This is a genomic window from Pseudomonas sp. A-RE-19, assembly GCF_019956555.1.
Classification (GTDB): domain Bacteria; phylum Pseudomonadota; class Gammaproteobacteria; order Pseudomonadales; family Pseudomonadaceae; genus Aquipseudomonas.
The window spans coordinates 41585-48420 of sequence record NZ_JAHBDQ010000030.1 but is presented as its reverse complement, the minus strand read 5'-3'; the positions used below and the strand labels follow the sequence as shown (position 1 = coordinate 48420).

Genomic DNA, 6836 nt, shown 5'->3' with positions numbered 1-6836 from the left:
TGACACGGATGACTGTAGGAGCTGTCGAGTGAAACGAGGCTGCGATCTTTTGATCTTGAAAATCAACGTCAAAAGATCGCAGCCTCGTTTCACTCGGCAGCTCCTACGTGGGGTTGTGTACATCCGCCATAGATTGGTCGGCTGCCTGGCCGCCTTCGCGGGAGCGCGGGAACGATCAATCTCACGTCTGACACCGAACGTTCGTCTGACACGGATGACTGTAGGAGCTGTCGAGTGAAACGAGGCTGCGATCTTTTGATCTTGAAAATCAACATCAAAAGATCGCAGCCTTCGGCAGCTCCTACGTGGGGTTGTGCACACCCGCGATAGAGTGGTCGGCTGTCAGGCCGCCAAGATCAAAAGATCGCAGCTTTCGGCAGCGCCTACCGGGGAGTCAGCCTCCCTCCAAAAAGGTCCAAACTGACAGCGCCGTCAGTTACCAGTCACTCTCCTGACGGGCTAACAGGTTTATAAAGGAAGGTATAAACCTGACAAAACTCCGACCACTCAGCCCGGCGCCCCACTCGCATGCGAATTCAGAAAAAAAACGCCCTGTTCGCCGCCCTTCTGATCGTCCTGGCAGCGCTGGGTGTGTGGTACGCCGCCAAACCCGCCACGACCAAACTGGCCGCCCCCACCGCCATCCCCGTGCGGGTGGTCAGCGTCGCCGAAAAAGACGTCCCCCGCTACGTCAGCGGCATCGGCTCGGTGCTGTCATTGCACAGCGTCGTAGTACGCCCGCAAATCGACGGCATTCTCACCAGACTGCTGGTCAAAGAAGGCCAACTGGTGAACCAAGGCGACCTGCTGGCCACCATCGACGACCGTTCGATCCGCGCCAGCCTCGACCAGGCCCGGGCGCAGCTGGGCGAAAGCCAGGCGCAGCTGCAAGTGGCACAGGTCAACCTCAAACGCTACAAACTGCTGAGTGTCGACGACGGCGTGTCCAAGCAGACCTATGACCAGCAACAAGCCCTGGTCAATCAACTCAAAGCCACCGCCCAAGGCAACCAGGCCTCGATCGATGCTGCTCTGGTACAGCTTTCCTACACACAGATTCGCTCCCCGGTCACCGGTCGTGTCGGTATTCGCACGGTGGACGAAGGCAACTTCCTGCGCATGACCGACACCCAAGGCCTGTTCACGGTGACCCAGATCGACCCGATCGCCGTGGAGTTTTCCCTGCCGCAGCAAATGCTGCCAACCCTGCAGGGCCTGATCAACGATCCACAGCACACGCCGGTCAAGGCCTACATCGGTGCCGACACCGACGGCGAAACCGGCAACCTGCTGGGCGAAGGTCATCTGACCCTGATCGACAACCAGATCAACGCCAACACCGGGACCATCCGCGCCAAGGCTGAATTCGCCAACCCCGCACAGAAACTCTGGCCGGGCCTGCTGGTGACGGTAAAAATTCAGACAGCGCTGGATAAAAATGCATTGGTGGTACCACCCACCGTCGTACAACGTGGCCTCGATCAACACTTCGTGTACCGGGTCAACGGCGACAAGGTCGAAGTCGTTCAGGTACAGATGGTTTATCAAGGCAGCGGCCAGGACATTATCAAAGGGGTGAAACCGGGCGATGTGCTGGTCAGCGACGGTCAGTCGCGGCTCAAGCCCGGCGCCACGGTGCAAGTGCTGACGGAGCCACCGCAAGTGGTGGGAACGGAGCCGAAACCATGAAGGGCCACGGTTCGATTTCCGCGTGGTGCATCGATCATCCGGTGGCGACGGTTCTGTTGACCTTTGCCCTGGTGCTGCTGGGGGTGATCGCCTTTCCACGACTATCGATTGCACCGCTGCCGGAAGCGGAATTCCCGACCATCCAGGTGGCTGCGCAACTGCCCGGCGCCAACCCCGAGACCATGGCCTCGTCGGTGGCCACGCCACTTGAAGTGCAATTCAGCGCCATCCCCGGCATAACCCAAATGACGTCGAGCAGCGCCCTGGGCTCGACCATTCTGACCCTGCAATTCACCCTCGATAAAAGCATCGACACCGCCGCCCAGGAAGTCCAGGCCGCGATCAACACCGCCGCCGGCAAACTGCCCAAAGACATGCCGAACCTGCCGACGTGGAGGAAGGTCAACCCGGCCGACAGCCCGGTGCTGATCCTCAGCATCAACTCGCCGCAAATGCCCGGTACTGAAGTCAGTGACCTGGTGGAAACCCTGCTCGCCCGTCAGATCAGCCAGATCGACGGCGTAGGCCAAATCAACGTTAGCGGTCAGCAACGTCCGGCGATCCGCGTACAAGCGTCGGCGGACAAACTCGCCGCCATCGGCCTGACCCTGGCGGACATTCGTCTGGCGATCCAGCAATCCAGCCTCAACCTGGCCAAGGGTGCGTTGTACGGCGAGTCGAGCATTTCGACCTTGTCCACCAACGATCAGTTGTTCCACCCCGAGGAATACAGCCAACTCATCGTTTCCTACAAGAACGGTGCACCGGTTCATCTCAAGGATGTGGCCAAAGTCATCAACGGTTCAGAAGACGCCTACGTTCAGGCCTGGGCCGATGGTAAGCCGGGGGTGAACCTGGTGATTTTCCGCCAACCGGGGGCCAACATCGTCGAGACCGTCGACCGTATTCAAGCGGCCTTGCCAACGCTGGAGGCCATGCTGCCGGCCTCGATGCAGGTCAAAGTGTTGATCGACCGCACCCAGACCATCCGCGCCTCGTTGCATGAGGTGGAAATCACCCTGCTGATTGCGATCCTGCTGGTGGTGGCGGTGATGGCGCTGTTCCTGCGCCAGCTGTCAGCGACGCTGATCGTGTCAGCGGTGCTCGGTGTGTCGCTGACCGCCAGTTTTGCCCTGATGTACATCATGGGCTTCAGCCTGAATAACCTGACGCTGGTGGCGATTGTGGTGTCCGTCGGGTTTGTGGTGGACGATGCGATTGTGGTGGTGGAGAACATTCACCGTCATCTGGAGGCCGGCGAAGGCATGCGCGAGGCGGCGATCAAGGGCGCCGGCGAGATCGGCTTTACCGTGGTTTCCATCAGTTTCTCGCTGGTGGCGGCGTTCATTCCGTTGCTGTTCATGGGCGGCGTGGTCGGGCGGCTGTTCAAGGAGTTCGCCCTGACCGCCACCTCGACCATCATGATTTCGGTGGTGGTGTCCCTGACGCTGGCGCCGACCCTGGCCGCGCTATTTATGCGCGCACCGGTGCATCACGCCCATGGCAAACCGGGCTTCGGCGAGCGCTTGCTGGCGTGGTACGAGAAAGGCCTGCGCCACGCCCTCGCCCATCAGAAATTGATGCTCGGTGTGTTTGGCTTGTCCCTCAGCCTGGCGGTCGCCGGGTACATTTTCATTCCGAAGGGTTTCTTCCCGGTGCAGGACACCGGCTTCGTCCTCGGCACCACCGAAGCGGCGGCTGACATTTCCTACGGCGACATGGTGAAAAAACACCTGGCGATGGCCGAAATCGTCGCCGCCGATCCCGCCGTCGAGACGTTCTCCCACTCGGTCGGCGTTTCGGGCAGTAACCAGACCATCGCCAACGGACGCTTCTGGATTTCGCTGAAAAAACGCGGCGACCGTGACGTATCTGCCAGCCAGTTCATCGACCGGATTCGCCCGCAACTGATGAAAGTCCCGGGCATCGTGCTGTACCTGCGCGCCGGGCAAGACATCAACCTCAGTTCCGGCCCGAGCCGCGCCCAGTACCAATACGTGCTCAAGAGCAACGACGGGGCACTCCTGAGTACATGGACCCAGCACCTGACGGAAAAGCTGCGCAGCAACCCGGCATTCCGAGACATTTCCAACGACCTGCAACTGGGCGGCAGCATCACCCACATCAGCATCGATCGCAGCGCGGCGGCGCGTTTCGGCCTGACCGCCAGCGATGTCGACGAAGCCCTGTACGACGCCTTCGGCCAGCGCCAGATCAACGAATTCCAGACCCAGACCAATCAGTACAACGTGATTCTGGAACTGGATACAAAGCAACGTGGCAAGGCCGAAAGCCTCAACTATTTCTACCTGCGCTCGCCCCTGAGCGGAGAGATGGTGCCGCTCTCGGCGCTGGCGAAATTCGATGCGCCGACCATCGGCCCGCTGTCCATCGCCCATGACGGCATGTTCCCGGCGGCCAACCTGTCATTCAACCTGGCACCGGGCGTTGCCTTGGGCGATGCGGTAATCATGCTCAATCAGGCCAAGACCGACATCGGCATGCCGGCGGCCATCAGCGGTAATTTCCAGGGCGCGGCCCAGGCATTCCAGAGTTCGCTGGCCAGCCAGCCGTGGCTGATTCTGGCGGCGCTGGTGGCGGTGTACATCATTCTTGGCGTGCTGTACGAAAGCTTCGTGCACCCGCTGACGATCATTTCGACCCTGCCCTCGGCGGGGCTCGGGGCGGTGATCATGCTGTGGATTTGCGGCCAGGACTTTTCGATCATGGCGTTGATCGGGCTGGTGCTGCTGATCGGCATCGTCAAGAAGAACGGCATTCTGATGATCGACTTTGCGCTGGAAGCCCAGCGCAACCGAGGCCTGCCGCCGGAAGAAGCGATCTATGAGGCCTGCATGACGCGGTTCCGGCCAATCATCATGACCACCCTCGCCGCCCTGCTCGGGGCCCTGCCGCTGATGCTCGGCTACGGCACCGGCGCCGAACTGCGCCAGCCATTGGGCATCGCGGTGGTCGGCGGTTTGCTGGTGAGCCAGGCGCTGACGCTGTTCACCACGCCGGTCATATACTTGTGGCTTGAGCGGCTATTCCATCGGCCTAAACCCGCAGCGCTGCCCGCGCTGACGACCACAGACTGAGGCGGGATCATGCGCGTTCTGATTATCGAAGACGAAGAAAAAACCGCGGACTATCTGCACCGTGGCCTGACGGAACAGGGTTACACCGTAGACGTGGCGCGGGACGGCGTTGAAGGCCTGCACCTGGCGCTGGAAAGTGACTACGCGGTGATTGTCCTCGACGTCATGCTCCCCGGCCTTGATGGTTTCGGCGTGCTGCGCGCCTTGCGTGCGCGCAAGCAAACCCCGGTGATTATGCTCACCGCCCGCGAACGCGTGGAAGATCGCATCAAAGGCCTGCGTGATGGTGCCGACGATTACCTCGGCAAACCGTTTTCCTTCCTCGAACTGGTGGCGCGCCTGCAAGCGCTGACCCGCCGTAGCGGCGGCCATGAACCGGTGCAGGTGAGCATCGCCGACCTGTGGATAGATTTGATCAGCCGCAAAGCCACCCGCGCCGGCACCCGCCTGGACCTGACCGCCAAGGAGTTCTCATTGCTCAGCGTGCTGGCGCGGCGGCAAGGGGAAATCCTCTCGAAAACCGCCATCGCCGAGATGGTCTGGGACATCAATTTCGACAGCGACGCCAACGTGGTCGAAGTCGCGATCAAACGCCTGCGGGCCAAACTCGACGGGCCGTTCGAAGAGAAATTGCTGCACACGATTCGTGGCATGGGTTATGTGCTGGAGAGCCGTGGTGTCCAGTAATTCGATCGCGCTGCGCCTGAGCGGGATGTTTACGCTGGTGGCGCTGCTGGTGTTTGTGTTGATCGGCGGTGCGCTGTATCAACAGGTCGACAAGGGTTTGGGCCTGCTGCCGGAAGCCGAGCTGGATGCACGGTACAGCGTGCTCGAATCAGCGCTCAACCGTTATGGCACGCCCGAGCATTGGGTGAAGATCAACGCCAAGCTCAAGCTGCTGAGCGAAGAAGACAAGCGCATCCACTTTTGGGTGGTCAGTGGCAATCCCGGTTATGAATACGGCCAACCCGACGCGCCGATCCGCGCTTTCGCCCAAGGCCCGTTGGGCATGCGCGACATGGCATTGCCCGACCATCCGTACCCGCTGAAAGTGCTGGTCACTGAGCTGCCGGCCAAGGACCAGCGCCCGCCGCTGCGCTTCATGATCGGCATCGACACCGAAACCTTTTACGAGACGCAGCACCACTTGCTGATCGCCCTGATCAGTCTGGCGATCATCGGCGTGCTGCTGGCCTCGGCACTCGGTTATTGGGTGGCCCGGATCGGCCTCAAGCCACTGATCAAGTTGTCGCAGGAAGCCCAGCGCCTGGCGCCACCACGGCTGTCCGGTCGCCTGCAGTTGTCGCCATTGCCACCGGAATTGAATCAGTTTGTCAGCTCGTTCAATGCCACCCTGGAACGGGTCGAACAGGCCTACTCGCGGCTGGAATCGTTCAACGCCGATGTGGCCCATGAACTGCGCTCGCCACTGACCAACCTGATTGGCCAGACCCAGGTTGCGCTGACACGCGGGCGTTCGGCCGAACACTATTTCGAAGTGCTGCAATCGAACCTCGAAGAACTGGAACGGCTGCGCTCGATCATCAACGACATGCTGTTCCTCGCCAGCGCCGACCAAGGCAGCAAAGCCACCAAACTGACGTCCACCTCATTGGCCGATGAAGTGGCCACGACGCTGGAGTACCTGGATTTCATTCTTGAAGATGCGCAGGTTCAGGTCGAGGTCAGTGGCGATGCACAGGTGCGAATAGAGATCGCGCATCTGCGCCGGGCGTTGATCAACTTGCTGAGCAACGCGGTGCAGCACACCGAGCCCGGGCAAGTGATTCAGGTACGGATCGAGGTCGAGGAGCATCAAGTCAGCATTGGCGTCGCCAACCCTGGATCGCCGATAGCCAACGAGCATTTGCCGCGGCTGTTCGAGCGCTTCTACCGGGTCGATGCGTCGCGCAGCAACAGCGGCAACAACCATGGCCTGGGGCTGGCGATCGTCAAGGCGATTGCGCTGATGCATGGCGGGGATGTGTTTGTGCGCAGTGATCATGGGATGAATACGTTCGGCATCCACCTCCCGGTCTGACAGACCTC

Annotated in this window: 4 protein-coding genes; all 4 read left to right on the top strand. The window is 60.8% G+C overall.

The genetic code is table 11. The annotated features are described in order from the left end of the window. Positions 1-528: 528 nt before the first annotated feature. From KGB14_RS19135 to KGB14_RS19120, 4 genes are read left to right on the top strand one after another with little or no spacing between them, the layout of a single operon-like run. A complete protein-coding gene (locus KGB14_RS19135) occupies positions 529-1689 on the top strand; it encodes an efflux RND transporter periplasmic adaptor subunit (protein WP_223488286.1) in 1161 nt (386 codons plus the stop codon). Further along, positions 1686-4787: a multidrug efflux RND transporter permease subunit gene (locus tag KGB14_RS19130; protein WP_223488285.1), complete on the top strand. Its 3102-nt coding sequence runs from the start codon at positions 1686-1688 to the stop codon at positions 4785-4787. Before KGB14_RS19135 ends, KGB14_RS19130 begins: the two co-directional genes overlap by 4 nt. A 9-nt stretch (positions 4788-4796) precedes the next feature. Further along, positions 4797-5474 carry a heavy metal response regulator transcription factor gene (locus KGB14_RS19125; RefSeq protein WP_223488284.1) on the top strand — a complete coding sequence of 226 codons (678 nt, stop codon included), beginning with the start codon at positions 4797-4799 and terminating at the stop codon, positions 5472-5474. Continuing rightward, positions 5464-6828 carry a heavy metal sensor histidine kinase gene (locus tag KGB14_RS19120; protein ID WP_223488283.1) on the top strand — a complete coding sequence of 455 codons (1365 nt, stop codon included), beginning with the start codon at positions 5464-5466 and terminating at the stop codon, positions 6826-6828. Before KGB14_RS19125 ends, KGB14_RS19120 begins: the two co-directional genes overlap by 11 nt. Positions 6829-6836: the final 8 nt, after the last annotated feature.